The sequence below is a fragment of the Azospirillum sp. BE72 genome (genome assembly GCF_031455875.1).
In the GTDB taxonomy this organism is placed as follows: domain Bacteria; phylum Pseudomonadota; class Alphaproteobacteria; order Azospirillales; family Azospirillaceae; genus Azospirillum.
In genome coordinates, this window is the sequence record NZ_JAVDTO010000018.1 from 69,967 (window position 1) to 95,708 (window position 25,742).

General features: G+C 65.6%; 27 protein-coding genes. 8 read left to right on the forward strand and 19 right to left on the reverse strand.

Annotated elements, in window-relative coordinates:
* Positions 1-207 precede the first annotated feature (207 nt).
* From J2Y49_RS27920 to J2Y49_RS27930, 3 genes are read left to right on the forward strand one after another with little or no spacing between them, the layout of a single operon-like run.
* Positions 208-2,685, forward strand: coding sequence for a dynamin family protein (locus J2Y49_RS27920; RefSeq protein WP_310118662.1), 2,478 nt, complete (start codon positions 208-210; stop codon positions 2,683-2,685).
* On the forward strand, positions 2,682-3,647 hold the full coding sequence (locus J2Y49_RS27925) for a diguanylate cyclase regulator RdcB family protein (RefSeq protein ID WP_310118663.1): 966 nt from the start codon (positions 2,682-2,684) through the stop codon (positions 3,645-3,647). Before J2Y49_RS27920 ends, J2Y49_RS27925 begins: the two co-directional genes overlap by 4 nt.
* A complete protein-coding gene (locus tag J2Y49_RS27930; protein WP_310118664.1) occupies positions 3,644-4,738 on the forward strand; it encodes a patatin-like phospholipase family protein in 1,095 nt (364 codons plus the stop codon). The genes J2Y49_RS27925 and J2Y49_RS27930 overlap by 4 nt, the downstream gene beginning before the upstream one ends.
* Before the next feature lie 115 nt (positions 4,739-4,853).
* Here the strand turns inward: J2Y49_RS27930 and thiD are convergent, their stop codons facing one another.
* The 3 genes from thiD to folP all read right to left on the reverse strand — a co-directional run bounded on the left by thiD (position 4,854) and on the right by folP (position 8,365).
* Positions 4,854-5,684: a bifunctional hydroxymethylpyrimidine kinase/phosphomethylpyrimidine kinase gene (thiD, locus tag J2Y49_RS27935; RefSeq protein WP_310118665.1), complete on the reverse strand. Its 831-nt coding sequence runs from the start codon at positions 5,682-5,684 to the stop codon at positions 4,854-4,856.
* Positions 5,681-7,054, reverse strand: coding sequence for a phosphoglucosamine mutase (gene glmM / locus J2Y49_RS27940; protein WP_310118666.1), 1,374 nt, complete (start codon positions 7,052-7,054; stop codon positions 5,681-5,683). The genes thiD and glmM overlap by 4 nt, the downstream gene beginning before the upstream one ends.
* A gap of 141 nt (positions 7,055-7,195) precedes the next feature.
* Entirely contained in the window at positions 7,196-8,365 is a 1,170-nt protein-coding gene (folP, locus tag J2Y49_RS27945; protein WP_310118667.1) for a dihydropteroate synthase, read from the reverse strand.
* A gap of 331 nt (positions 8,366-8,696) precedes the next feature.
* On the opposite strand from folP, the gene J2Y49_RS27950 reads away from it, so the two are divergent.
* The gene (locus tag J2Y49_RS27950; protein ID WP_310118668.1) at positions 8,697-9,221 is read left to right on the forward strand and encodes a hypothetical protein; all 525 of its coding nucleotides are present in this window, start codon (positions 8,697-8,699) and stop codon (positions 9,219-9,221) included.
* A gap of 117 nt (positions 9,222-9,338) precedes the next feature.
* Here the strand turns inward: J2Y49_RS27950 and J2Y49_RS27955 are convergent, their stop codons facing one another.
* The 8 genes from J2Y49_RS27955 to J2Y49_RS27990 all read right to left on the reverse strand — a co-directional run bounded on the left by J2Y49_RS27955 (position 9,339) and on the right by J2Y49_RS27990 (position 15,852).
* Positions 9,339-10,421 carry a flagellar type III secretion system protein FlhB gene (locus tag J2Y49_RS27955; RefSeq protein ID WP_310118669.1) on the reverse strand — a complete coding sequence of 361 codons (1,083 nt, stop codon included), beginning with the start codon at positions 10,419-10,421 and terminating at the stop codon, positions 9,339-9,341.
* Between the two features lie 3 nt (positions 10,422-10,424).
* Positions 10,425-11,183 (reverse strand): flagellar biosynthetic protein FliR, encoded by a 759-nt coding sequence (locus J2Y49_RS27960; protein WP_310118671.1) that lies wholly within the window; start codon positions 11,181-11,183, stop codon positions 10,425-10,427.
* A 4-nt stretch (positions 11,184-11,187) separates the two neighbouring features.
* Entirely contained in the window at positions 11,188-13,281 is a 2,094-nt protein-coding gene (gene flhA / locus J2Y49_RS27965) for a flagellar biosynthesis protein FlhA (RefSeq protein WP_310118673.1), read from the reverse strand.
* Between the two features lie 77 nt (positions 13,282-13,358).
* Positions 13,359-14,132 carry a lytic transglycosylase domain-containing protein gene (locus tag J2Y49_RS27970; RefSeq protein WP_310118674.1) on the reverse strand — a complete coding sequence of 258 codons (774 nt, stop codon included), beginning with the start codon at positions 14,130-14,132 and terminating at the stop codon, positions 13,359-13,361.
* Between the two features lie 10 nt (positions 14,133-14,142).
* Positions 14,143-14,409, reverse strand: coding sequence for a flagellar biosynthesis protein FliQ (gene fliQ / locus J2Y49_RS27975; RefSeq protein WP_310118676.1), 267 nt, complete (start codon positions 14,407-14,409; stop codon positions 14,143-14,145).
* 220 nt (positions 14,410-14,629) lie between these two features.
* A complete protein-coding gene (locus J2Y49_RS27980; RefSeq protein ID WP_310118677.1) occupies positions 14,630-14,989 on the reverse strand; it encodes a flagellar hook-basal body complex protein FliE in 360 nt (119 codons plus the stop codon).
* An 11-nt stretch (positions 14,990-15,000) separates the two neighbouring features.
* Positions 15,001-15,420, reverse strand: a complete 420-nt coding sequence (gene flgC / locus J2Y49_RS27985; protein WP_310118678.1) for a flagellar basal body rod protein FlgC — start codon at positions 15,418-15,420, stop codon at positions 15,001-15,003.
* 39 nt (positions 15,421-15,459) lie between these two features.
* Positions 15,460-15,852 (reverse strand): flagellar biosynthesis protein FlgG, encoded by a 393-nt coding sequence (locus J2Y49_RS27990; protein WP_310118680.1) that lies wholly within the window; start codon positions 15,850-15,852, stop codon positions 15,460-15,462.
* Positions 15,853-15,977: 125 nt separating this feature from the next.
* Here J2Y49_RS27990 and fliI point away from each other — a divergent pair, with 125 nt between their 5' ends.
* The 3 genes from fliI to J2Y49_RS28005 all read left to right on the forward strand — a co-directional run bounded on the left by fliI (position 15,978) and on the right by J2Y49_RS28005 (position 18,469).
* Positions 15,978-17,333: a flagellar protein export ATPase FliI gene (fliI, locus tag J2Y49_RS27995; protein WP_310118681.1), complete on the forward strand. Its 1,356-nt coding sequence runs from the start codon at positions 15,978-15,980 to the stop codon at positions 17,331-17,333.
* Positions 17,330-17,932, forward strand: a complete 603-nt coding sequence (locus J2Y49_RS28000) for a hypothetical protein (protein ID WP_310118682.1) — start codon at positions 17,330-17,332, stop codon at positions 17,930-17,932. The genes fliI and J2Y49_RS28000 overlap by 4 nt, the downstream gene beginning before the upstream one ends.
* A gap of 105 nt (positions 17,933-18,037) precedes the next feature.
* On the forward strand, positions 18,038-18,469 hold the full coding sequence (locus J2Y49_RS28005) for a YbaN family protein (protein ID WP_310118684.1): 432 nt from the start codon (positions 18,038-18,040) through the stop codon (positions 18,467-18,469).
* A gap of 9 nt (positions 18,470-18,478) precedes the next feature.
* Here J2Y49_RS28005 and J2Y49_RS28010 read toward each other — a convergent pair whose 3' ends face one another.
* The 7 genes from J2Y49_RS28010 to J2Y49_RS28040 form a co-directional block, all read right to left on the reverse strand.
* On the reverse strand, positions 18,479-19,591 hold the full coding sequence (locus J2Y49_RS28010; RefSeq protein WP_310118685.1) for a hypothetical protein: 1,113 nt from the start codon (positions 19,589-19,591) through the stop codon (positions 18,479-18,481).
* Positions 19,592-19,628: 37 nt separating this feature from the next.
* The gene (locus J2Y49_RS28015; protein WP_310118686.1) at positions 19,629-20,420 is read right to left on the reverse strand and encodes a DUF1217 domain-containing protein; all 792 of its coding nucleotides are present in this window, start codon (positions 20,418-20,420) and stop codon (positions 19,629-19,631) included.
* Positions 20,417-20,815, reverse strand: a complete 399-nt coding sequence (locus J2Y49_RS28020) for a hypothetical protein (RefSeq protein ID WP_310118688.1) — start codon at positions 20,813-20,815, stop codon at positions 20,417-20,419. The genes J2Y49_RS28015 and J2Y49_RS28020 overlap by 4 nt, the downstream gene beginning before the upstream one ends.
* A 4-nt stretch (positions 20,816-20,819) precedes the next feature.
* Positions 20,820-21,278: a flagellar biosynthesis repressor FlbT gene (locus tag J2Y49_RS28025; protein WP_310118689.1), complete on the reverse strand. Its 459-nt coding sequence runs from the start codon at positions 21,276-21,278 to the stop codon at positions 20,820-20,822.
* On the reverse strand, positions 21,268-21,666 hold the full coding sequence (locus J2Y49_RS28030) for a flagellar biosynthesis regulator FlaF (protein WP_310118690.1): 399 nt from the start codon (positions 21,664-21,666) through the stop codon (positions 21,268-21,270). The genes J2Y49_RS28025 and J2Y49_RS28030 overlap by 11 nt, the downstream gene beginning before the upstream one ends.
* Before the next feature lie 205 nt (positions 21,667-21,871).
* On the reverse strand, positions 21,872-23,116 hold the full coding sequence (locus J2Y49_RS28035) for a flagellin (protein WP_149228407.1): 1,245 nt from the start codon (positions 23,114-23,116) through the stop codon (positions 21,872-21,874).
* Between the two features lie 180 nt (positions 23,117-23,296).
* Entirely contained in the window at positions 23,297-24,109 is an 813-nt protein-coding gene (locus tag J2Y49_RS28040; RefSeq protein WP_310118691.1) for a response regulator transcription factor, read from the reverse strand.
* Between the two features lie 388 nt (positions 24,110-24,497).
* Between J2Y49_RS28040 and J2Y49_RS28045 the strand changes: the two genes are divergently transcribed.
* The gene (locus tag J2Y49_RS28045) at positions 24,498-24,965 is read left to right on the forward strand and encodes a hypothetical protein (protein WP_310118692.1); all 468 of its coding nucleotides are present in this window, start codon (positions 24,498-24,500) and stop codon (positions 24,963-24,965) included.
* 21 nt (positions 24,966-24,986) lie between these two features.
* On the opposite strand, the gene J2Y49_RS28050 is transcribed toward J2Y49_RS28045, so the two are convergent.
* Positions 24,987-25,718, reverse strand: a complete 732-nt coding sequence (locus J2Y49_RS28050) for a hypothetical protein (protein ID WP_310118693.1) — start codon at positions 25,716-25,718, stop codon at positions 24,987-24,989.
* Between the last annotated feature and the right edge of the window lie 24 nt (positions 25,719-25,742).

Here is a 25,742-nt window from a genome sequence, read left to right on the forward strand (position 1 = left end):
CATCTGCGCAACCCTGACGGTGACGTCTTCACATACTCGAAGTGACAGGGTTTAAGCCGCAGAGCAGTTCGAAATCATGATATCGCCGATGTGCGGCAAACTCGATCCTATGTCGACTTGCGAGGTCGACGGCATTGAGTATAGCGTGCAAATTGAGATTTCGGAAATATGATGCCCCAACGGTTGCGCCTCGCTGCGGATCAGGGGGTGGACGCCGGTTTGAGATTTTCGCTGAGGGATACGATGCACGGGATGAATATTGAGTTTTTGCATGACGAGGCTATCCGTCTCCTCGATGTTCACCAAAAAATCATCAAAAAGATTGCGCAAGGCGATCTTCTGAACGACGACCCTCGCCAGACTTTCACGACCACCAGCGCCCTCAGGCGTCTTGAGGAATTGAAGGGCGAATCGACCAAGGTCCGGAACCTGGAGATGGTCGTGGCGGTCATCGGCACGATGAAGGCCGGGAAGTCGACCACCATCAACGCCATCGTCGGTGCCGAGATCGTGCCGGCCCGCAGCCATCCGATGACGGCGCTGCCCACCATGATCCGTCATACTCCGGGCAGGAAGGTGCCGCGCCTGATCTTCCCGAACCCGGAGCCTTTGAATGCACTGATCGGAAAGCTGTCGGACCGTTTGGCCACCCCGCCCTCCTCCCGTGATTACGCCGATTTTGTAGCCGCGCCCGACGGGCGGCGATTGGTGGAGGAGATCCGCAATGGAACCTTCGCCGCCATGGACCGGATGGCGGAAGGAGGCGAGGCCATTGCATCATTGTTGCGCCATGTCAACGATCTGGTAAGGCTGGCGCGGGTCGCCGATCTGCCTTTCCCATATGATGAATATGACGAGGTGCATGAGTTTCCTGTCATCGAAGTCGAGTTCTGCCACCTGCCGGCGGAAGGGGGAAAGGGGCAATTCACCCTTCTCGATACCCCCGGCCCCAACGAGGCTGGTCATTCGGCAGCGTTGACCGAAAATCTGCGCAGACAGCTCAAGCAGAGCTCCGCCATCTTGGTGGTTATGGATTTCACACAGCTCAACTCCGAAGCCGACGCGAATATTCGTCAGGAACTGGCGCAGGTGTTGGGCGGATCGCAGGATCCGAGCAGGGTCTATGTCATTGTCAACAAATACGATCAGAAGACCCGTAACGATACAGTGACCGTCGAGGAGTTAAGGGCGCAACTGGCCCATCGCCTGAGCACCGATGCCGGCGAGCGCCGGGTCACGCTGTCGCCCGATCAGATCTTTCTTGTGTCGTCCCAGCGCGCGTTTCTGGCCAACCGCGTGATCAGGAGCATGGATTTCCAAGAATTCAATCCGGATGAACAGCCCTGGATCGAGGATTTCGCCACAATGGCGTTTGGTGCGAGCTGGGAAGAGGCCGATCTGGCCGATCACGATGAGGTGCGGAACCGGGCAGCCAGTCTTTTCCGGAAATCCGGCTTCCAGGCGCCGCTGGACAAAGTGATCCGCCATGGCCATCAGTTTGCCGCGTTCAACAGTCTGCGCTCGGCCGCGAGGAAGCTGGAGCATAATGGCGAGGAGGTCGCCGGTTTCATCGATGCCCGCAGCACCGGATTGAAAAAGGATGCGACTGAACTGCAAGCCGATATCGATGGGCTGGAAGGCGATATTCAAACCATTATGGTTCTGGAGCAGGAAAGCAACGAGGCGCTGGCAGCCGGAATGCTCAAGCTGAAGAAATCCTGCGCACAACTCTTCAGTGAAAGCTGCCTTGGTCTAAGCAATCAGATCAAGGATATCTTTTCTGCGGAGGCACGGGCAGAGGCCGAGCGTCAGCGCGATGCTGAAGAAAATATACGTCCCCACTCCATAAGAAACATTTTCAATATCATATCAATGTTCACCGGCTCCGCTCCCGGCTATCGATCCAGCCGTCCCAAGATCAACGAGCGCATGTCACGCGGAACTTTTGCCGGACAAGGCGTGATCAATTTCTCCAACCGCGACGATGCAATGGCCTTGATAAGGGATGTTCGCGAAGAGGTGGAGAGGGCGATCATGGCTGCGCGTGGGGAGTTTGTCGATCAAGTTGATCAGGCCAAGGAGCGATACATTGCCGAGATTGGCGACCTGATTCGGAATCGTGCCACCCCGCTGTTCGATGAGATCCGCAGCCGCTTGCACAACGCCGGCTATGAAGAGATTCGGCTGTCCTTGATCGATATCAGAAAGATCGATGTCAGCGCAAAATCTGTAAAAAGCATTGATGTCACAATAGTTGAGGAGAAAGAGACCCAGAAAGTCGCGCAAAGTGGTTTCGGTTTTGTCAAGAGATTGTTCGGAACCATACTTTTCCAGGATGACTGGGGTTATGATGATGTTTCAAAATCGTACTATCCGGTTGATCTCAATGTCCTTGTCGAAAAAGCAATCTCGTATCTCGAAGAATATATAAAATCTGTCAATTCCACCATGAACAAATATATTTCCGTTGAAATCGAGAAAAAGCAGAAAGATTTTTTTGATGACATGCGCTCCAAGATCGAAAAAATCCGAGGCGATCTGCTGGCGTCCAAGGCCGACAAACGCAAGCTCCGGGATGCTCAGCAAAGAATTCTGGAACTTCTTTCGGCGCAAAAAAAAATTCTGAAGCTTGAAACGGTCGCCCTGGCCAACTTCCTGACTGCCCTCGAACAGGAAATCCAATGAGCGCACCTGACCTTAACGACCCCGGCTCGTCGGCGATCGCGCCCGAGGTTTCCGCTTATTGTCCGCATCTGACCGACAAGATGCTGACGGATTGTGCGAACGGGTTGCTGGTCGCTCGCCAGAAAACCACCTATCAGGCTGAGCATTCCGATCTGCTGTCGCGCTGCTGGGCCGCAATCACCGGTACAGGAGCGACCCGACAGCAGCAGATCAATGATCACTTGGTCGACGGGCTGGAAGCTGCGGTGGGATGGCTGACCGACCTTACCCTCCGGCAATCGCGCAGCGATCTCGCGGTGTCTGCCCTCGGCGAAACCGTCGAGCGTCTGACGGAAAAGCTGGGGCAGACCCGCACCGCATTGGTGGCCTTGGATCGCGCCCGCCAGGACATCGCCGCCCGGATGGCCGATCTGACGCAGGAGGTGCGCCGTCTGGATTTCAAGGACCGCGCCGACGATCAGCGGACATTGGTGATGGCGGCGTGGGAAGCCGGGCGTTTCAATCACGTTCCTTTGCTGACGCAGATCTTCATCGTCTTCGACCAGCTGTACTGGGGGGATTTCGGTCATTATTGCCGTGCGCATCCCGAACGGGCGGACGGCCTACGCCGCATCGCCATCGAGGAAGCCCGCCGCATCTCCCGGGCCGCCTTGGGTATGGGAGGCCGTGACCGTGACCGGGTAATCTCAGTTCATGCCTGGCTGTCTATCCAGGATCACGCCGCCGCCCCCGATCTGCTGCAAGCAATCGCCTGTGTTGGAGATTGGGCGCGAGCGGAGGAGGAGCCATTGGTTTGGACGGCGGCCCGGTTCTCGTCGGGAACCGAATTCCCGATACACTTGCCGCGCCTTCTGACCAGCGAACAGGTCGCCATGCGGATGAACGAGGAGGCGTTGACGCGGCCCCAATGGCGGTCAAGTGCGTCCGGTTCCAACCAGGATGCGCAGGAGACGCAATCATGATGACGGCTGCAGCTGGAAATGAACGTGCTTCCAGACCGCGCGTCGGCTTGGTGCTGTCGGGCGGCGGGGCGTTGGGCGCCTATCATGCCGGCGTGGTCAGGGCCCTCGACGACTTGCAAATCGGCATCGACATGGTGGCGGGTGCCAGCATCGGGGCGCTGAACGGGTCCGTCGTGGCATCCGCCTCTTCGTTGCGGCGGGCGGCGGACACGCTGACGGAACTGTGGGAAGCCCTGGGCATCCAGTCGCCGCTGCATCCCAATGTGCCCGGCCTCTTTCAGCTTCTGCTGGCGACCGGCATCCAACTGCCGGTTCTCAAGACGTTGAAGGACTCCCTGCCTTTCAATCCTCGCTTGCTTGGACTCGCCTTTGATGCGATCCAAAGCGAGATTTCCCTGTTGAGCGATGGCCCGATCCGGAAAATCCTGCACGATGTTCTTGATCAGGACGCGGTGTCCAAAGGACGACCGTTCTATGTTTCTGTCTTCCGCTCCAACGGGATTCTGGCCGATACCCTCGCAGGGATCGCCAAAGTGCTCGATCTGCCCACCGCGGAGTCGGAGTTTCTGGATATCCAGAGTTTGGCACCCGACAGGCGCATTCAAGCCATTCTGGCATCTGCCGCAATACCGCTGCTGTTTGGCCCCCAGAGGGTGGGCGACCGGATGTATGTAGATGGCGGGATTGGTGGGGGCGCGAGTTGCCAGGGCAATACGCCGGCAACCCCGCTTGTGGATGCCGGGTGTACACACCTTATCGTCTCCCACCTGAGCGAAGCCACTCTATGGAACCGCCGGAAATTTCCGGACACCGAAATCATCGAGATCGCACTTCAGATGCCAATAAACCGGGATGACCCGGTGTCGGATCTCCTGAGCTTCAATAGCGAGAAATCCAGCTTCCTGATCAGCCGCGGCTATGAGGACACATGCACGTCGGTCGGTCGATTGCGCGCGTTGAAACAGGTCCATCAAATGGCAACCGCCGCCGAATCGGCACGGGATTCCGCTGTCCGTGGGGCATGGCAAGCAGTTGATGACATGAACTCGGATGAATTCGAACAGCGATTTGGAGAACGCCACGCGTCATAACGCGGGGCATCGGGGTGGATCGGCTACAACAAACCCGAGCGCGAGAGGGAGGCTCACGGGAAAACAGCCCGCCAAATCCGTTGCGCTTTCTCTCCGCCGAGTCCCCCCGCCACCTTCACCGAAACTCCCGCACCGTGTGCAGGTGGTTGAGCGGCCCGTGACCGTGGCCCAGCCCCGGCGCGGTCAGGATCGCCGTCTCAACATACCGCCGCGCCCGCGCCACCGCGTCGCGCGTGCCGAGACCCTGAGCCAGCCCCGCGGCAATCGCCGACGACAAGGTGCAGCCGGTGCCGTGGGTGTGCGGCGTGTGGACGCGCCGGCCCTCGAACACCGTCTCGCCCTCTTCCGTCAGCAGCAGGTCGTAGAGGCTGTCATCCTCCAGGTGTCCGCCCTTCAGCAGCACCGATTTCGGGCCGAAGCTCAGCATCAGTTCCGCCGCGCGGCGCATGTCGTCCAGGTCGCGGATCGGCAGGTCGGTCAGCGCCTCCGCCTCCGGCAGATTGGGCGTCACCACCTCGGCCAGCGGCAGCAGGCGCTTGCGCAGGGTCACAACGGCGTCGGGATCGAGCAGATGATGGCCGCTCTTGGCGATCATCACGGGATCGAGCACCAGCGGCACGTTGACCGCGCGGGCCTCATACTCCGCCGCCACCGCTTCGATGACGGGGGCATTGGCGAGCATGCCGATCTTCACTGCGTCGGCACCGATATCCTCCAGCACCACCTTCATCTGCAAGGCGACGAAGGCCGGATCGACCGGCACCACGCCATAGACGCCGGTGGTGTTCTGCGCCGTCAGCGCGGAGATGGCAGTCATCCCATAGGCGCCGAGCGCACTGACCGCCTTGATGTCGGCCTGGATGCCGGCACCGCCGCCGGAATCCGACCCGGCGACGATCAGGACGCGGCCCTTCACCGTACCGGTCTTTTCCGGACCGCCGGTCATTGCGCGGCCTCCAGGCTGCGGGCGGCGCTGGCGCGGATGGCATCGGCGATGTCGCCGACGACGCCATGGACCAGTGCCTCGTCGTCGCCCTCCGCCATCACGCGGATGACCGGTTCGGTGCCGGACTTTCGGATCAGGATACGGCCGCTCGACGCCAGACGCGCCTCGCCCTCCTTGATCGCCTGCTGGACGACGGCATCCTCCAGCGGCTTGCTTCCGGCGGCGAAGCGGACGTTGGTCAGCTTCTGCGGCACCGGATCGAACACCCGGCAGACCTCGCTGGCCGACCGGCCTTCGGCCTGGATCAGCACCGCCAGCACCTGAAGCGCGGCGATCAGCCCGTCGCCGGTGGTGGAATAGTCGGACAGCACGACATGGCCCGACTGTTCGCCGCCGACATTGTAGCCGCGCTCGCGCATCATCTCGACGACATAACGGTCGCCGACGGGTGTGCGGGCCAGATGCAGGCCGAGCCCGCCGAGATGGCGTTCCATCCCCAGGTTGGACATCACGGTGGCGACCACGCCGCCGCCGCGCAGGGTCTGCGACCGTGCCCAGGAGGTGGCGATCAGGCTCATCAGCTGGTCGCCGTCGATCGGGCGTCCGGACTCATCCACCATGATCAGGCGGTCGGCATCGCCGTCCAGCGCGACGCCCAGATGGGCGCCATGGGCAACCACCTGCTCCTGCAGCGTCTGGGTGGCGGTGGCGCCGCAGCCCTTGTTGATGTTGGTGCCGTCGGGGCTGACGCCGACCGGGATCACATCAGCTCCCAGCTCGTACAGCACCTTGGGCGCGACCTTGTAGGCGGCGCCGTTGGCGCAATCGACGACGATCTTCAGCCCGTCCAGCCGCAGCCCGCGCGGGAAGGTGTTCTTCACATATTCGATGTAGCGGCCGGTGGCGTCGTCCAGCCGGCTGGCGCGGCCGAGATCGGCGGGGCCGGCGAGGTCGGGGGCGAAGGGCAGCGCCATGCGCCGCTCGATGGCCGCTTCGACCTCGTCCGACAGCTTGTAGCCGTCGGGGCCGAACAGCTTGATGCCGTTGTCTTGATAAGGGTTGTGCGACGCGGAGATCACCACGCCCATGTCGGCACGGAGCGAGCGGGTCAGCATGGCGACCGCCGGGGTCGGCAGCGGCCCGACCAGCACCACGTCCATCCCCATCGAGATGAAGCCGGCGGTCAGCGCCGGTTCCAGCAGATAGCCGGACAGGCGGGTGTCCTTGCCGATCACCACCCGGTGGCGGTGGTCGCCGCGGCGGAACTGCAGCGCGGTCGCCATCGCCACGCGCAGGGCCGTTTCGGCGGTCATCGGGTCGATGTTGGCGGTGCCACGGATGCCGTCGGTGCCGAACAGGTGTCGCGTCATGAAAACCTCGTGCAGGAACCGTCTTCAGGCCCGGATGTCGGGGTTCGGGGCCGAAAGCGCAAGCGAAGGATGTTTCTTCGCGCGGCAGCCCGGCCGGGTCAAGCTCCCTTAGGCGGCTGCGCGGAAGGGTTACAGAGGATCTCAGCGGGGGTGCAATCCTTCCCAAAGGGCACGGGCCTGCGCCGTTTCGGCCACGTCGTGGACGCGCAGGATCTGCGCGCCCTGGTTCAGCGTCTCCAGCCCGGCGGCGAGCGAGCCGGCCAGCCGCTCCTTCGGTGGCTCATCACGCGACAGGCGGCCGATGAAGCCCTTGCGCGACAGCCCGATCAGCACCGTGCAGCCCAGCGCATGGTACAGCGCGGTGTGGCGAAGGATCTCCAGATTGTGCTCCGTCCTTTTGCCGAAGCCGATGCCGGGATCGACGGCGATGCGCTCCGCCGGCACGCCGGCCGCGACGCAGCGGGCAACCCGATCCTCCAGCCAGTCGAACACGTCCAGCGCCGCATCGCGGTATGTGGGGTTGGCCTGCATGGTGCCGGGCTCACCCTGCATGTGCATCACCACAACCGGGGTGGCGGTTCGCGCGACCACCGGCAGCGCCTCCGGATCAGACAGCCCGGCGATGTCGTTGACGATGCGGGCGCCGGCCGCAGCCGCGGACTCCATCACCAGGGCGTGGCGGGTGTCGACTGACACGGCCGCCCCCTTGCCGGCGAAATGGCGGATCACCGGCAGGACGCGCCGCTCCTCCTCCTCCGGCGGGACCGGGGCGGCGCCGGGGCGGGTGGATTCGCCGCCGATGTCCAGGATGTCGGCGCCGGCGGCCAGCATCGCCTCGCCATGGGCGATGGCGGCGGCAGGGTCGAGGAAGTCGCCGCCGTCGGAGAAGCTGTCCGGCGTCACGTTGACGATGCCCATGATGAGCGGCCGGTCGAGCGCCAGCCCGGCGAAGGGCGCGCGAGCGCGGGTCAGGGCGCCGAGCTGGCGGTCCAGCGCCTCCGCCACCGCGCGCGACCGCTCCCAGGCCCAGGCCATGATCTCCGACAGCGGCGCGAAGGCGCGCTCGATGCGGGAGGCCCCATCTTGCAGGCCGTCGCGGACGATCAGTTCGGCGGTGGAGAAGGCGAAGCGCCCGCCGGCCAGCGGCACCGCCGCCCCCTTGGCCCAGGCGGCGATCGGCATCAACCCGACCGGCCGCAGATAGACCCGCACCCCCTCCTCCCCCGCCCAGGGGCAGAAGCCGGCCAGCGACCCGGCGGCCGATTTGGGTGCTGCAGCCTTGGCGGCGGGCTTTGCGGAAAGCGGCGGCATTGGGGTCCCCTTCACGTCACGGGTAGGCTGTCCCGTTCCTGGCACGCGATAGGCGGCATGGCAAGGGTACCATAGCGGACGGCTCCCTCCCTCGCACTGTGAGAGGGCGGTGATCGCCGGAAGATGGAACAGCGTGGAACACGCTTTCGGCGAATGGTCCATCCGACGGCTATCGGAGAGTTGCCGAAATGGATCACAAATGGCGCCTGCGGCAGTTTCTCATTGATTCGGCTGAGGAAGATAGGACCTCTCCCGGACATTCTTTAATCACATCTTAACAGCCGATTATCAAATTCCAATAGGGCAACTTTACATCCAGGTTCTTGCGGCAATGGGTATCGATAGTAACATTTGTGCCAAGGCGTGTAATTTTAAATCTACAACTGCCTTGATTGTCGACGGCAATGCGTCGTCCAGCGAATTGATGGAAAGAACCCTTTCTGGCCTTAAACTGAAACACATCTATCGCTCACTCTCCACCGAAGACGCTCTTTCGCTTCTTTCGGAGAGCGAGATTAGCATTGTCATTATAAACGCAGACACAATCCGTGAGAAAGCGCTTCAACTTTTAGAGATGGTCAGATTTCGCCAGACAAAAGATCCATGCCTGGAGGCAAAAACAAAACATATATCTATAATCCCATTCGTAATCACCAGCTCTGCTGTGACGCCGAAAATGGCGGAGAAAGCTGCAGATGCAGGAATATGCGCATTGATTTCCATTCCGTTCAAGCCTAGTGATTTTATGAAGAAGATCAAAAGTCTACTTTACGTGCGCTGCGATGACAATTGTTTCAATATGGTGAATTCATCGCTTGAAGTCTCCGGTGCACTGCCGCAGACACCGGATTCATAGAGGCGGCGCCGTGGGATTCTATCGGCATGGCCCATGCAATCGCTCAAGTCCCGGCCAAAAAACGCACCTGCAAGGGCAACCCCTCTTGTGGAACAGAAGGCGATTGCTACCAAATTCTCACCCCCGCCGCGCCAGACCGCCCTTCAGCTTCAGCACATAGGTGATGACCTCCGCCACCGCCTGATAATGCTGGAGCGGAATGGTGGCGTCGACCTCGGCCGAGGCGTGGAGGGCGCGGGCGAGCGGGGGGTTCTCGACGATGGGGATGCCGTGCTCCTGCGCCAGCGCGCGGATGCGCAGCGCGATCAAGTCCGCACCCTTGGCAAGGCAGATCGGGGCGGCGGTCCTGCCGCGCTCATACTCCAGGGCGACGGCGAAATGGGTGGGGTTGGTGATGACCACCGTCGCCCGCGGGACATTCGCCATCATCCGCTTCTTGGAGCGCGAGCGGCGGATGTCGCGCAGGCGAGCCTTGGCGTGGGGGTCGCCCTCGATCTGCTTGAATTCGTCCTTGATCTCCTGGTGGCTCATGCGCAGGCGGCGGCGCCATTCCAGGCGGTTCCACAGCACGTCCACCGCCGCCATCAGGACGGTCGCCAGCAGCACCGCCAGCAGCAGCCGCAAGGTCACGTCCCGCAGCAGCACGGGCAATCCGGCGACGTCCATGCCCACAGTATCCTCCGTCCATGCGATGTAGGGCGCCAGCGCATACCAAGCCGCAGCGCTGATGATGGCGAGCTTGACCAGGCTCTTGACGAATTCGATCAGCGCCGGCCGTCCGGCCATCCGCTTCCAGCCCGAGGCGGGCGACAGGTGCGACCATTTCGGCCGGATGCGGTCGGAGGCGACCAGAAAGGGCCCCTGCCCCAGCGCCGAAACCACCACCCCACCCAGCAGGATGCCCAGCACCGGCAGCAGGGCCACCGCCGTGCCGACGATCAGCCAATGCAGGCTGTGGATGACGTCGATGGCGCTGCCGTCGATGCGGATGTCATCGGGATTCTCGATCAGCGGCAGCAGCAGGCCCGACAGATGCGACGACACGCCGGGCGCCGCCATCAGCACGATCATCCAGGCCGCGACCATGGCGGACAGCAGGCCGACGTCGCGGGCGCGGGGAACGTCGCCTTTCTCCGCCGCCTCGCGCAGGCGCTTCTCTGTCGGTTCCTCTGTCTTCTGCTCGTCGTCCTGCTCCGCCATCGGTCAGGATCCCGAAAGCCAGCCGCCGAGCGCGGCGACGAAGGCGGTCAGCATCGCGCCGGCGGTCGCCATGAACAGGCCCATGCCCACCATCAGCACGCCGGGCGTCGCGACGAAATAGACGGGCATCGCCGGCATGACCCGGTTGACCAGCCCCAGCGCCACATTCATCACCAGCCCGTAGAGGATGAAGGGCGCCGCCAGCCCCACCCCCAGCCGGAAAGTCGCCGCCAACAGCTCGGCGAAGCGCTGGGCGACCATGCCGAGGTCCGGGAACACCCCCGCCGGCCAGGAGCCGTAGGAGCGCGCCAGCGCCCCGATCATCAGGTAATGCACGTCCGATGCGAACAGCAGCGCCAGCCCGCCGATCAGCAGCACGCCCGACAGCACCGACCCGCCTTCGAACCCCGCCGCCTCCATCGAGAACGGGTTGCTGAGCCCCACCACCTGCGCCACCAGCGCGCCGGTGGTCTGCAGCGCGGCCATGAACAGCCGGGCGCCGAGCCCCAGATAGGCGCCGACCAGCGATTCCCCCGCCAACGCCCGCAGCATCTCCACCGGCTGGTCGGGCATGCGCTCCGGCAGGCCTTCCACTCCCGGCAGCAGCACCAGCGTGACGATGATTGCCAGCACCGCCCGCACCCGCATCGGCACCGCCGCCTCGCCGAAGCCCGGCAGCAGCCCGATGGCCGCCGCCACCCGTGCAAGTACGAGGAGCCCGCGGTAGATCTCCAGGCTCAGGAACTGGCTGAGCGCATCCATCGGCCTAGACCTGATCGATGGTCTTGAGCGACGCCTTGCGGTGCAGCTCAGCATGGCTCAGCACCGGGGTCATCGGGCTGACGCGCTCCAACAGGGAGCGGACGAAGGGCCGCACCTCCGCCCCCACCAGCAGGGCGGGCCAGACCTGCGAGGTGGCGTGCTTCTGGATCTTCAGGCGCACTGCGGTCAGGAACTCCTGCACCTGGCTCGGCGGCATCGCGAAGCGGCGGTCGTCGCCCTCCACCACGATGTGGTCGAGCAGGGCCTGCTCCCAGCGCGGGCTGAGCGCGATGACCGACACGAAGCCGTCCGGGCCGGCCAACCCCTGGTGGATCTGCTGGCCCAGCCGCATCCGCACATGTTCGGTGATCAGCGTGATGTGGCGGGTCCAGCCGACCGCCTCCGCCACCGCTTCGACGATGGCCGGCAGGTTGCGGATCGACACCCGCTCCGACAGAAGCTGCTGGAGCACGCGCTGGAGCACGACCAACGAGATCTGGCTCGGCACCATGTCGTTGATCAGCTTCTGGTACTCGCGGCCCAGACCGTCGATCAGCTTCTGCAAGGCGGCGAAGGTCAGCAGGGTGGACAGGTTGTCCTTGATGACCTCGGTCAGGTGGGTGGTGATGACGCTTTCGGGGTCGACCACCGTATACCCCTTCGCCACCGCCTCCTCATGGCGGGAGGGGTCGATCCACTTGGCCTGCAGGCCGAAGGTCGGCTCGCGCGTGGGATCGCCGGCGATGTCGGGCACGGCACCGCCGGTGGGGTCGATGGCGAGCAGGTGCTTCGGACGCACCTCCCCCTTCGCGGCCTCCACCCCCATGATGCTGATGACGTAGCTCTTGGGCGGCAGGAAGCTGGAATCCTTGATGCGCACCGACGGCAGGACAAAGCCGAACTCGGTTGCGAAGCGCTTGCGCAGCGTCTTCACCTTGGTGGTCAGCGGGCCGTTCTTGTTCAGGATCAGCGGGACGAGGTGGTTGCCGACCTCCACCTTCACCTCGTCCACCTTCAGCATGTCCTCCACCGCCTCTTCGGGCGCGGCGGGCGGCGCCTTGCGGCTTTCCTCCAGCTTGGCGAGCGCCGCGGCGCGGGCCTTGCGGCGCGGCGCGTACCAGCCCAGCACGGCGAAGGCCGACCCCATGGCGAGGAAGGGCGCCATCGGCAGGCCGGGCGTGATAGCCAGCGCCACCAGCAGGCCCGACGCCACCATCAGCGCCTTCGGGTAGGCGCCGAGCTGGTCGATCACCGCCTTTTCGGCGGAGCCGATGTTGCCGCCCTTGGTCACCAGCAGACCGGCGGCCAGCGACACCACCAGTGCCGGGATCTGCGTCGCCAGCCCGTCCCCCACCGTCAGGGTGGTGTAGATGGAGGCGGCGTGCTCGAAGCTCATCCCCTTCTGGGCGATGCCGATGGCCATGCCGCCGAGAACGTTGATGACGGTGATGACCAGCCCGGCCACCGCGTCGCCGCGCACGAATTTTGACGCACCGTCCATCGCGCCGTAGAAGGTGCTTTCGTCCTCCAGCTCCTTGCGGCGGCGACGCGCCTCGACCTCGTCGATCATGCCGGCGGAGAGATCAGCGTCGATCGCCATCTGCTTGCCGGGAATGGCGTCCAGCGTGAAGCGGGCACCCACTTCGGCGATGCGGGTGGCGCCCTTGGTGATGACCACGAAGTTGATCACCACCAGGATGCAGAAGATCACCACGCCGATGACGAAATTGCCGCCCATCACGAACTGGCTGAAGCCCTGGATGACGTGGCCGGCGGCGGCGTGGCCGTTGTGCCCTTCGCTGAGGATCAGCCGGGTGGATGCGATGTTCAGCGCCAGCCGCAGCATCGTCACCACCAGCAGCACGGTGGGGAAGGACGAGAAGTCCAGCGGCCGCGGAATCCACAGCGACACCATCAGCACCAGCACCGCGACCGAGAAGGACAGCGCCAGCCCGAGATCGAGGAACCAGGACGGCACCGGCAGGAACAGCACCGCCAGCACCAGCAGGATGCCGACCGCGAACAGCACGTCGCGGTTCGCCAGGCCGATGTCGCCGATCAGGCCGAACCGGCTGCGGACGTGATCCGTGAAGGTCATGGAGGTCCCGACGGGTTTGTGGAGGAAGGGCTTTTCGCCAACGATAGGAGGGTGCGGTAAAACCGGGATTTAAGCTGTCACTGCGTCGGCAGCAGCGGCCGGGCCGGGCCGTCGGCGAACAGGCCGGACAGGAAGCTCAGCCGGCCGCGCTCCGCCGGGGTGAAGGAAGCCGCGCCGCCGCCCGGACCCGCCGCCAGCGTCTCCAGATAGCCCAGCGCCCCGGCGACCCAGCGCAGGTTGCCGGTCACCCGCTGGCGATAGGCCTCGCCGCGTTCGGACTGGGACGAGTGGTAGCGGGCGATGGCGCTCTCCAGCGAGCCGTGGTCGCGCCGCAACGCCGACAGGAAGGACGCGGCATAGCGGGCGTTGGCGACCGGATCGAAGGCGGTGACGAGATCGGGGAAGGCGTCCGGGTGCCAGCGCAGGTTCACCTGAAGGCAGCCGACGTCGATGGACCGCACGCCGCGCGCCTGCGTCGCACGCACGAAGGCGATGGCATCGTCGCGCGTCGGGAAATAGTGGGACCGCCCTTCGGTGTTGACGGTCCAAGGCCAAGCGGTGAACAGCCGGTCCTCCGTCCGCCGGCCGGATTCGGTGAAGCCCATCGCCAGCAGCAGATGGTCGGTGATGCCGGCCGCCTTCTCCGCATCCAGGATGGCGGCGATGCATTGCGCTTCCGGCGGCAAGGCCTTGCGTGACGCCGGAGGGGCCGGTGCCTTCGGCGCGGCGTAGAGCGCGGTGCTCCACACCCCGATCTGCGAGTTGTTGGCCGGCGGCGCCGCCGCACCGCCGGCCGGACTTACGAGCAGCCCGAGAAGGGGGATGACCGCTCGCAACAGGGGGCGCCGCATCGCCACGGCATCAGTCGATGGCGACGATCAGGTCGCTCAGCCGGTCGGCGTAGGTGGCGAGCGCGCCATACATGAAAGGCAGCGCCAGCACCGTCACCACCAGGATCGCGACGATCTTCGGCACGAAGGTCAGCGTCATCTCCTGCACCTGGGTCAGCGCCTGCACCAGCGAAATCGTCACGCCCACCAGCACCGCGACGATCAGCGGCGGCGCGGCGATCAGCAGCGTCGTCCAGATGCCGCTGCGCAGCACCTCCAGCACGTCGGCCTGGTTCATGGGGGGTCCTTATGGAGGAAGTGGAGAAAATGTCGAAGTTAGACCCCCACCTAACCTCCCCCGCTGGGCGGGGGAGGGACTACCGCCACTCTCCCGCACAAGCACTTGTCCCCTCCCCCGCCCAGCTCTCGCACAAAGCTCCGCTTTGTGCTGACGCGGCAGGCGGACCGTAGGTCCGCTGAGAGCGGGGGAGGGTTAGGGTGGGGGCAAGTGCGAGGACTCAAACCGCGATCCGCATGATCTCCTGATACGCCTGCACCATCTTGTCGCGGATGGCGACGACGCTCTGCACCGTCATCTCAGCCGCCAGGACCGAGCGCACCACATCCTGCGCGCTCGCCTTGCCCGACACGGCGGCCAGCGAGACGCGCTCGCTTTCCTTCAGCGTGTCGACCGCCTGCGATATCGACTTGTCGAGGAAGCCGCCGAAGTCGCTTTCGGCGCTGGCCTCCACCGCATCGGTCTGGCCGGTGGCGGACAGCGGCGAGGTCGCCGCCTGGGTCTCGGCAAGGCCCGCGACGAAGGGGCTGCGGTTGGCGGCGTAGGCGGCGGCGACGCGGCCGACGGACATCTCGATCATGGAACGGTTCCTCAGCTGCGCAGCAGGTCGACGACGCGGGTCATCATCGCGCGCGACTGTTCGATGACGTTCATGCTGGCCTCGAAGGCGCGGCCGGCCTCGCGCATGTCCATCATCTCGACCAGCGGCTGGACGTTTGGCTTCTTGACATAGCCCTTGTCGTCGGCTGCCGGGTGCGAGGGATCGTAGGCGAGCTGGAAGTCGCTGCGGTCGCGTCCGATCTGCTTGACCTGCACCAGTTCCGCCCCCACGCCGCGGTCCATCACGCTGTCAAAGGACACCGTCTTGCGGCGATAGGGATCGCCGCCCTTGGTGGTGGCGGTGGAATCGGCGTTGGCGAGGTTTTCCGCCACCACGCGCAGCCGGGTCGATTGCGCCTGAAGGCCGGCGCCGGCGATCTTCAGCGTGGTGCCGAGGACATCGTTCATCATGGCTCGTCTCCGTCTCGAATACCGTCAGCCGTTTCGCCCTCAGCCATTTCTCCAGGCCATGCGCAGCATCTGCACATTGCGCTGGAACAGGCTGGTGGTCAGCGCGAAGGCGTCGCGGGTCTCGCTGCCCTTGATCATCTCCTGGTCCAGCGACACCGCGTTGCCCGACGGCGTCGTTTCCCACAGGCCGGCCTTGCCCGCCTCGCGGAAGCCGGCGGTGGAGCGGGCGCCCGCCAGATGCAGGCCGGAGGTCCGGGCGGTCTCAACCGGCCGGATGCCCTCCATCACGCTGTCGAAGGATTTCAGGTCTCGCGCCTGGTAGTCGGGCGTGTTGGCGTTCACGACATTCTCGGCGACCAGCTTCTGCCGCTGCGCCAGATAGTCCAGGCGCGTACCGGCAAGCTGAAAGAAACCGATTTTACCTAAATCCATTGCGACCTCGTTCCACCACATCTCTCCGGAACACGAGGCGGACGATGAACCCGCCCGTTTAAAACCGGATTTAAATTCCCTCCTCTAGGCTGCCTCCATCGACTGACATGATGGAGACAGCGCCGATGCCGGCACTCGCCACACTGGCGGCGGAACTCGAACGGCTGCCGACGCGCCACTGGCGCGGGGAAATCCGCTCCGCCGCCGGCATGACGCTGGAGGTCGACGGGCTGCAGCGCGTGCTGTCGGTCGGCGACAAATGCCATGCGGAAACCGTGCGCGGCGGCCGCGTGCTGTGCGAGACCGTCGGGTTCCGCAACGGCCGCTCGCTGCTGATGGCCTTCGACAACCTCGACGGCGTGGCGGAAGGCTGCGCCGCCGTCACCGACGACACCGCCTTCACGCTCCGCCCCGGTCCCGGCTGGCTCGGCCGGGTGGTGAATGCGCTGGGCGAGCCCATCGACGGCAAGGGTCCCCTGGTCAATGGCGAACACCCGCGGCCCTTGCGCCAGCCGCCGCCGGCCGCTTGCGCCCGGCGCCGGGTGGGGAAGCGGCTGGACAGCGGCATCCGGGTGATCGACAGTTTCGTGCCGCTGTGCCGCGGCCAGCGTCTGGGTGTCTTCGCCGGATCGGGCGTCGGCAAATCGACCCTGCTGGCGATGGTCGCCCGCCATGCCGAGGCCGACGCCATCGTCATCGGCCTGATCGGCGAGCGCGGCCGCGAGGTGCGCGAATTCATCCAGGACGATCTGGGACCGGAGGGGCTGGCGCGCTCCGTCGTCATCGTCGCCACCTCCGACGAGCCGCCGCTGATGCGCCGGCAGGCCGCCCTGCTCTGCATGACGGTGGCGGAGGAGATGCGGGACTCCGGAGGCCAGGGGGGCAAGCACGTTCTCTGCCTGATGGACAGCGTCACCCGCTTCGCCATGGCCCAGCGCGAGATCGGGCTGGCTGCCGGCGAACCGCCGACCGCCAAGAGCTATCCGCCCAGCGTCTTCGCCGAACTGCCCCGCCTGCTGGAACGCGCCGGTCCCGGCCCGGAAGGAGGTGGAGAGGGGGACATCACCGCAATCTTCACCGTTCTGGTCGACGGCGACGACCATGACGAGCCCATCGCCGACGCGGTGCGCGGCATCCTGGACGGGCATCTGGTTCTCGACCGCAGGATCGCCGAACAGGGGCGCTATCCCGCCGTCAACCTGCTGCGCAGCGTGTCGCGCAGCCTGCCCGGCTGCCACGACGCGCGGGAGAACCGCATCGTCGGCCGCGCCCGCGCGCTGGCCGCCACCTATGACGGCATGAAGGAGATGATCCGGCTCGGCGCCTACAAGCGCGGCACCGATCCGGAGACCGACGCCGCCATCGACCTGCACCCGCGGCTGGAGGAGTTCCTGAGCCAGGGCAAGGACGACCCCTCCCCATCCGCCGACAGCTTCGCGCGCCTGGACGCGCTGCTCGCCGCCATCGGAGACCAAGCATGAGCGTCAATACCCGGCTGGCCGCCCAGGCCGTCACCCCGCCCACGGCACAGCCGGCCCGCAAGGAAAAGGCGGAAAGCCTGGACGACAAGATGAGCCTCGGCTTCGACGATCTGGTGGACGCGGTCAACCCGCTGCAGCAGTTGCCGGTGGTGTCGTCGGTCTACCGCGAGGCGACGGGAGAGAGCATCTCGATCCCCGCCCGGCTGGCCGGCGGCTTCCTGTTCGGCGGCCTGCCCGGCCTGATCGGCAGCGCCGCCATGGTGGCGTTCGAGGAGGTCACGGGCGACAGCGTCCTGGGCCATATCGGCGGCCTGCTGGAGGATGACGCCGGCCCCGCGACGACACTGGCGGACGGCAAGGCGATTGGGGCGCTGCCCTGGATGAACGCCGGGTCCGGCGATGGTGCCGATCCCGCCCTCCCCTCCCCCCAGGCGCTGGCGGAAGCCCTGCGGCGCAAGTCTCCCGCCACCGAAACCGCGGCGGCGGCGCTCGCCGTCCCGGCGGACGACCGCCCGGCGCCGCAGCTGCTGGCGAAGCTCTACAGCCTGGAGGCGACCGCCAACGCCGGCGCGCCGGGGGCGCTCCGCAAGGCTGGGTGATTCTCCCCGGTATTGAAACAGCTCCGGAAATGCCGCCGGATGCCCTGGAGCGGCGATGGACAGCCATGCTACGATTCCCGCCGGCTTCGAATCGCGGGTGGTCAGGTGGCGGACAACGGCGAGAATCGTGGTGAGGGAGACAATGCCGGCACGCCGCGCAGCCGGCGGTGGCTCTGGCTGCTGATCGGCCATTCCGCGGTCGGTCTCGCCACGGCCGGCGCGGTCCTGCCGGTTCTGCCCACGGTTCCTTTTCTGCTGGTGGCCGGCTGGGCCTATGCCCGCAGCAATCCGGCCCTGCGCGAGCGCCTGCGCAACGATCCGCGCTTCGGCCATGCCGTGCGGAACTGGCAGGACCGCGGCGCCATTCCCGTCAAGGCGAAGGTCTTCGCCATCGCCGGCATGTCGTCCGGTTTCACCGTGCTCGCCTTGTCCTCGCCGGGCTATCTGGTGCTCGGCGGCGTCGGGACGGTCATGGTGGCGGCCGGCACCTATGTGGTCTCGCGGCCGGCCCCCGCCGCCGACGACAAGCGGAGCTGACGCCGCCCCTCACCCGCCGAGGTTGTTGCGCGACGCCTGTTCGATGGTCTTGATGTGGGCCAGACCGGGCAGGATCTCGGACCGGATGAATTCCAGCCGGCGGACCGGGCCGCCGCCGCGGGCGAAGCGGTGTTTCCACAGGTTCATCTTCACCGCCAGCCCGCACAGCACGCCGCCGATGGTCAGGTGATGGGTGACGATCAGGTCGCGGATGCTGCGGAAGCTCTGCGGGTTGATGTCGCGCCAGAAATCGCGGGACCGGTTGTCGAAGCTCTCGAAGCGCCCGGTGATGGAGGTGGCGATGTCGGTCAGGTCATGGCCGATCTCGTCCAGCATCCGGCCCTGGCGGGTGTCGCGGCGCACCTCGCTGACCTGATAGAGCTCCGCCATCCAGCCGAGAAAGCCCTGCACGTCGGGAACGATGTCGTCCAGGCAGCGCTTGAAATAGGCCAGCGACAGGAAGATGTCGGCATATTCCTCCAGGAAGGCGGGAATTTCCTGCAGCGGGATGTCGAGCCGGTCGGCGGTCATCTGCAGCCGGCGCCGCGCCTCCTCCACGTCGGGCTGGGCGAACAGGCGGATCAGCTCGTCCATGCTGGCGATTTCGGAGCATTGGATGCCGTAGACATGCTCGATCAGCGGCCGGGTGAAGACGCGCATGTAGCTGGTCAATTCCGCCCGCTTGGCCTGCGACAGCCGCAAGGCATCGGAATCGTCGACGTCGATGTTCAGCCGGCGCAGCTCCAGCCGAAGGCTGTAGACGTCGAAGCTGGCCGCTTCGGCGATCTGCGCGATCTTGCGCAGGTCGCGGCGGAACTGCGGATCGTCGATGCCGAAGCATTTGGGCAGCTGGTTGATGCCGATCTGGCCGCTGCCGGTCTGGGCGTCGTTGAACAGCTCCGCCACCGTCTCCAGCCGGACATTCTTGATCAGCCGGGCGCGGCGCAGGCCGGGCGTTTCCAGCGGCAGGATCGACAGCGGCAGGATGTGCAGCGCATCGCGCGCTTCATCCTCCTCCGAGGAGGCCGGCGGCTTCAGCCGCACCGCCGCCGCTCCGGTGGTGGCGGGCGGCCGGATGCGGTCCCGTCCCGGTCTGTCCTGTGGGGTGCCGGCTGGCGGCAAGGCTGGGTTCTCCCCTCTGCCGAGCCCCGCGGGCCTGTCAGAAGCGCGGGAATCTCATCAGCGTCATGGTGATGGACGGATCGATGGAGATGACCGACGCGCGCCCGCTGCGGGAGATCGGTCCGATCGACGGCATGGCCGCCGTGGCGGTCGCGCCGCCGTTCTGCATGTCGTACATCGCGGCGAAACGGTCGAGGAACTTGGCGACCTTCTGCGGATTCTTCAGGTCCGCGATGTCCATCCGCTTCTCCAGCAGCGCCTTCTGCTTGTCGACGTCCAGCAGCGCCGTCTGGTCCGGCAGGCCGAGCGCGGTGTAGACCACCTTGCGCAGGGCATTGTCGGCCATCACCTGATACCAGTTGTTGATGTTGCCCGACCGCCGCTGGAAATAGAGACCCAGGCGGACCGCCGGGTTGGTGGTCTCGGACTCCACCTCCAGCGTCACGTTGACATAGCGGTCGATGATCGCCTGGACGACGGCAGGCTGCTTCAGGTTGGCGCCGTCATTCTCGGCAAATCCGAGGATGGTCGCCATCTCCCGGAACTTGGTGTCGCTCATCCGGTTGGCGGTGGAGTACTGGTCGTTGACCCCCTCCTCCAGCACCTTGCGGATCAGGCCGCGCGACTTCGCCTGACTGCCCAGGTCGAACGCCTCCAGGACGAAGCGATAGAGCTTGTCGTCCTTCATGAACTCTTCGGTGCTGGAGACCTTGCCGATATTCTCCTGGAAATAGGAGATGGCCCGCTGCACCGCCGGCCGGCTGCGCACCGCCTGTTCGTAGCGGTCGTGGTTGCGGCTGACGACGCGGAGGTCGACGAGGGTGGTCATGCCTTCACCTCCCTGATCCCGGCCCTGATCCCGGCCCCGATTTCGCTGCCGTCGCGCGGAACGGCCGGTTCCTCGTCGGCGGCGTCGGTTTCCGCCCCGTAGCTGGCGGGGATGCGCATGATCACCTCCCCCGTCGCGGTATCGAGCACCTCGGTGTAGAGTCGACTCGTGTCGGGGTCGAGGTTGACCCGGTAGGGCCGGGCCGCATGCTTGGGTTCCGCCTCCGCGGCGTCCGTCTTCGCGCTGCGCTCCACCACCTCCGCCGGCTTGGTCGTCTCGGCCTGGGCGGCACGGAGACGGTCGGCCTGCCGCTGGCGGGCCTCGGCGATGATGTCGGCGCTGGCGGGGGAGCGTTCGCCGCTCGGGCCGGTCACGCCGGCGACAGGGGTGGACATGACGTCATCCTCCCGCGTGACGGTCGATCTGCACCGCCTGGGCCGCCTGGATCGACACCGCCGGCGCCGCATTGGCCGCCGACAGCAGCGTCCCCTCATATTCCATCACCGGGCGCAGGGCGGAGAGCGCCTTGTAATAGTCGCGCTCGCCCACATGACCCATGGCGCCGGCGATGCGGTCCTGGATGTCGGGGCGGGTGAAGGTGGTGTAGAGCTGCGCCATCATCTCCGCCACCGCACCGCTGCCGGCGGCGGCCGTGGCCGGGTCCAGCAGCATGCTCTGGATCAGGAAATAGGCGCGGCGCACCGGGGTCACCGCATCCTCTTCCTGCAGGATGTCGCTGCCGCGGATGATCTGCGCGAAATTGGAGATCGTCAGGGTGTAGCGGCGATTCTCGTTCTGCACGACGCAGCCGTTGATGACCACCCGCTCGCACGGCTTGAGGCGGAGCTTAAGTGCCATAGGACAGTTCCTCCGTGGCCAGCTCCCGTGCCGGCTGCTGGGCGGCACCCTGCAGGCCCTGCATGACCGACCGGTTGATGTGGATCAGCAGATCGATGCCGCCCTCGCCGCGCAGAACGCGCTGGGTGTTGCGGTTCACCGCGAAGGACAGCGAGACCAGCCCGGCGCGCAACGCTTCCGGCAGGGCATTGCCATCCTCCAGCAGGTCGGCGCGCAACGCGTTCCACAGCTCCAGGTTCCGCCACAGCGCGTCCTTCAGCTCGGCGCAGCGCCAGTCGGCATGGCGGTTGTTTTCCAACGCCAGGGTGATCCGCAGGAACACCCGGTATTCGATCTTTCGCGGATCGTCGCACTCGGCGATGGTCCGGTGGTAGGCGGCGATGCTCATGGGCGCACCCCTGCGGTGGGGTCCTTGGCGGCGGGAAGCCGGACCGGTTGCGGTGGGTCTTGGGGGACGGGTGGAAACCCGGCGACGGGAAGCCGGCCGTCGGCGATGCCCGCTCCGACTTGCAGCAGGCGGCGTGAACGGGCATGGCCGACGGGGCGGCACCGTCGTCCGGGCACTCGGACGACGGCACCACCCACGAAGGGACTTAGCGGAACAGCGACAGGATGTTCTGCGGGCCCTGGTTGGCGATCGACAGAGCCTGGATGGCAAGCTGCTGCTGGACCTGGAGGGCCTGCAGGCGGCTCGATTCCTCGTTCATGTCGGCGTCGACCAGTGCGCCGATGCCCTTGTTCATCGAGTCGGTCAGCTTCGAGACGAAGTCGTTCTGCACCGACACCCGGTTCTCGATCGAGCCGATCACCGACGCCTTGCCGATGGCGCTGTCGAGCAGCGAGTTGATGACTTCCAGCGACTTCTTGGAGTTGTTGACCACGTCGATCTGGGTCAGATCGGCGAGGCCGCCGAAGGCGTCGCTTTCCTTCGAACCGACCCACAGACCGGAGATCTGGGCGGTGAAGTTGCCGTCGGTGTTCACGTCCTGGTCGGTGAATTCCAGCGTGTCGCCGTTGAAGGCGACCTGGAAGTCGGCGCCGGCCGTGGTCAGGGCGGCGTTGACGGCCGTCTCGATGTTGCCCTGGGTGGTGGCGAGGTCGGTGTCGTAGGTCTGCGCCGACAGGTCCACCGACACGTCGACCTTGCTGCCGTCTTCCTTGGTGACCGTCAGCGTCAGGGCGCCGAGGCCCAGGTTCTGGCCATCGATGAAGGTGGTGTCCGGCGCGCCCAGCTTGATGCCGACCGACGCCTTCAGGTCATTGGTCGAATCGACCTGCTGCTCGATGGTGGCCTTGCCGACGATCGATTCCACGCGCATGTCCTGGCGCTGGAATTCGATGTAGCTCGGGTCGACCGTGCTGTCGCTGCGGCTCAGCGAGGCCAGGATCGAGACGTTCTTGTCCTTGGCCGTGCCGTCGTTGGAGTAGGTGACGCGCAGCAGGTTGTCGCCGTTGAAGGAGGCATCGGCGGCGGCGCCCTTGATCAGCTTCACCAGCTGGTCGACGTCGTTCTGGATCAGGGTCTTGTCGACGCCGTTGGTCTGGCCGGCGATGACGCGGGCCTTCAGCGTCTGCAGGTTCTCGACGATGTTCTTGGACGCCACCGACGCGGTGTTGGTGGTGCCCGAACCCAGCTCCAGCGACTCCTTCACCGCCTTGAAGCCGGCGACGTCGGCCTTCATGGTCGTGGCGATCGACCAGTAGGCGGCGTTGTCCTTGGCGTTGTTGACCTTCAGGCCGGTCGAGATGCGGTCCTGCGTGGTCTCCAGATCCCCGGTCACGCGACGCAGGGTCTGCAGCGCGGTCATGGCGGAGGTGTTCGTCATAATCGAGGCCATGGGTATCTCCATTCGCGAGATGCATGGCGCCTTTCTGACGCCGGGGCCATTCGCGCCGGCCTTCCCGATCTTCTATGCGGGGGCGCGAGCGGCAAAATCAGGATGACGGAGCCGGTTTAAGCCGGGGTAAAAAATCGGACGCTTTGGGACGGACGGAATGACGGAGCGATTCAGGCGCTGTCAGCGCCCGACCACACGGGCCGCGGCGCGCGGCGCCACCGGCGGGATGAAGGGCACGCGGGGGCCGGCCAGCCCGCCGGCGCTCGACCAGCGGTCCAGCATCAGCTTGGCGCGGTCGGGAGCGACATGGTCGGGCGGTGCCTCGAACTTGTAGCCGCGGCCATAGACCGTCTCGATGTAGCGGCCGCCGCCGGTCGCCATGTCGATCTTCTTGCGCAGCTTGCAGATGTAGACGTCGATCACCTTGTCGAGCGGGTCGGAGCCGGACAGGCCGTAGACCTCCTCGTAGATATGCTCCTTCGACACCACGCGGCGGTGGTTGAGGGCGAGCACCGACAGGATCGCATGTTCCCGCTGGCTGAGGCGCAGCCGTTCTCCATCCACCTCCGGGTCGCGCCCGTCGAGGAAGACGGTCAGCCGGCCGACCGACACCGCGTTGCTGGTCAGCCCGTAGGACCGGCGGCGGATCGCCTCCAGCCGGGCGCGGATCTCGGTGCTGACCACCGGCTTCACCAGCACGTCGTCCGCACCGGCCCGCAGGATGCCGGCGGTGGTGTTGGCGCAACGGCGCTCGATCAGGCAGATGATCGCGGCGGTGACGTTGCGGGCCCGGAGCATCGCCACGCAGGCTTCGGTATCGCCGACATCGCCGATGATGATGGCGTCATGTCCGATCTCGACGGAGCCATGTCCGCCCACCAGTTCGCGCAGGCCATTCAGGTCCACGCGGTCATGGTTAACCTTGCACAGGGCAAGTTGCTTGCCGATGGCATCGGCAATCAGATCGGCTGGCTCAATCAGCAAAGCCTGCATTGGATTCTCCATGGTCGAGCAAGCGCAGATAAAGCATTGTTTTTTACGCAATTGCGTTCATGTCACATGCTTATCACAGCCCCAAAAGAACCTATCGAAAGGCGATGTGTCAACAAAATGAGGTACCCGGATAGACATAGCCGGGGGTAACGTTTTACGCCGTTTTAAGGGTTTCATACGACTAAATACCAGATAAATTTTTATTCATCCGCGGTTTTACTTTGAAATCCGAGTTGATTCTGCAGTGATCGCCACAAGCAATCATTAATTCGTTCGACGTCTATGGTTAACGGTAGTGAAGAAGGCGAAAGCCGGCGCTTACAAACATGAACGCTGGTTTAACCCTGTTGCCCTACGGTCGCCGGGCATCCGCGTTTGAGGAGGTTCCATGTCCGGAACGAAGGCGTCCGTCATTCCGGCGGCCGCAGCCACTGCTTGCCTGCTCGCCCTCGCCGGTTGTGCGCAGGTGTCGCAGGCCCCCGACAGCGACTACCGGCAAGCCCTTGAAAAAGCGATCACCGTCGGCAAGTGCGACGGCGATTCCGTGCGCGACCTGTGGTCGGCCTACGACCGGTGGTATGCGGTGGCGTCCTCCATCGCCGGCCATCCGAAGACCGACGAGGCCGTGGCACTGCTGCGCCAGGGCGACCAGTTCCGGATCCTGGGCTGCCCGGAGGTCGCGCGTGCATCCTATCGGACGCTGATTCGCCGCTTCCCGGAAGACGGCTTCACCCCTCTGCGCGAGGCCGCCCGCGCATCGCTGCAAACTCTGCCGCCGCCACTCCCCGCTCCGGGGGCGACTTCGGCACCGGTACAGTCAGCGCCGACTCTGGTCAGGCCGTCGGCTGAGATTTGACAGCGGGGAGAGGGGATTCGATCAAAGGGCGATATCGGACGAAAGCGGCCGGTCCAGCCCCAGCCAGGCGTCGGCCAGCGGGCCGACGGTCAGCGCGCCGTCGATCCGGCAATCGGCCAGGGCGGCGCTGAAAGTCTCATGCAGATCGGCCAGCGCCGACGACGGCAGTCCGGCCGCCAGCCGCAGTGTCACGTCCAGCCGGCGCCCGCCCAGCGTCGCCATCAGCTGCACCGGTCCCAGCCGCTGCGGCCGTGCTTGAAGCACCAGGGTAACGCGGTCGGACGGCCCGTCTTCGATCCCGACCGCGCACAGCAGCCCGTCGTCGCCGTCCAGCAGCGGCACGTGCGACAACCGCCACACCCGCCCTTCGACTGGCTGGAAGCGCGCGGCCAGCGCCCGCTCGCACTCGTCGATCAGCAATCCGCCGTCAAGGTCCGACAGTTCGTCCGCAGCATCGGCGCTGATCCAGTCGCGGCAGCCGCCGGCCGTCGCCGCAAGGAACAGGGCGAGCCCGGCGCCGAAGGTTGAATCGCAACGCGGCAGGCATCCCCGTGCCAAAGCCGCGTCGGCCGGCGCCAGCGTGTCGAGCAGGTCGAGCAGCCGCCGCACCAGCGGCCCGGCCTCGGAGCCGTCTCCAGACCCGTCGCCGGCATCCCCCGACGCGGCGGGCATGGCGGCCGGCATCGCGGCGAAGCGCGCCGCCAGCAGGGCGGGTGGCGGCACCTGCCGGGGAACGAGGTCACGCCCGGCCATTCAGGAACTTCCCATCCGGCGCGC